Here is a 530-nt window from a genome sequence, read left to right as displayed (position 1 = left end):
TAACACCTTCCTTATCGGCGTCATATTGGAATGCGCCTTCATCATTAACCTTCACTTTGCCGGCACGTTCCAAAGCTGCTAAAGCTTGAACAACCTTTGTAAAGGCATTTGCGTCATCCAAGCGTAAACCATCGACCAACGTTTGTGCTGGATAGGCTTGGGTTGGATTCGCCTTTAGGAAACCAAATAATTGGTCCTGTAATTTTTGTGCGTCCATTAAAATCTCACTCTTCTATATAATCAAAGACCCCTCGCAACAAGTCACGAGAGGTCAGTAGCGCTGTTTGTGTTTAGTGTGAAGATAGGTAAACTAGTGCCAATCCCAAAATAAACCAGATTGCTCCAAGAATAGCCGTGATTCGTTGCATCACTGCCTCGAACCCACGTGCCTTTTGCGTTGCGAACAAATCGCCGCCACCACCTGACAAGGCAGACAAAGCATCTTGTTGCTTAGATGGTTGCATCAACACTGCCAAAATAATTAACACGCCAACGACAATCATCGCTGTCAACAATACGTTGTACATTGT

Annotated in this window: 2 protein-coding genes; both read right to left on the bottom strand. The window is 44.5% G+C overall.

What is annotated here, in order from left to right:
* A partial coding sequence (locus WEIDD23_RS13690) for a hypothetical protein (protein ID WP_197458859.1) occupies positions 1–217 on the bottom strand: 217 nt, incomplete at its 3' end.
* A 73-nt stretch (positions 218–290) separates the two neighbouring features.
* Positions 291–527, bottom strand: coding sequence for a preprotein translocase subunit SecG (secG, locus tag WEIDD23_RS08475; protein WP_003608067.1), 237 nt, complete (start codon positions 525–527; stop codon positions 291–293).
* Positions 528–530: the final 3 nt, after the last annotated feature.

The organism is Weissella sp. DD23, assembly GCF_001579105.1.
Taxonomy (GTDB): Bacteria; Bacillota; Bacilli; order Lactobacillales; family Lactobacillaceae; genus Weissella; species Weissella cibaria.
Note: the sequence above shows the minus strand (reverse complement) of the source record. Positions and strands in the feature narration are given on the sequence as shown.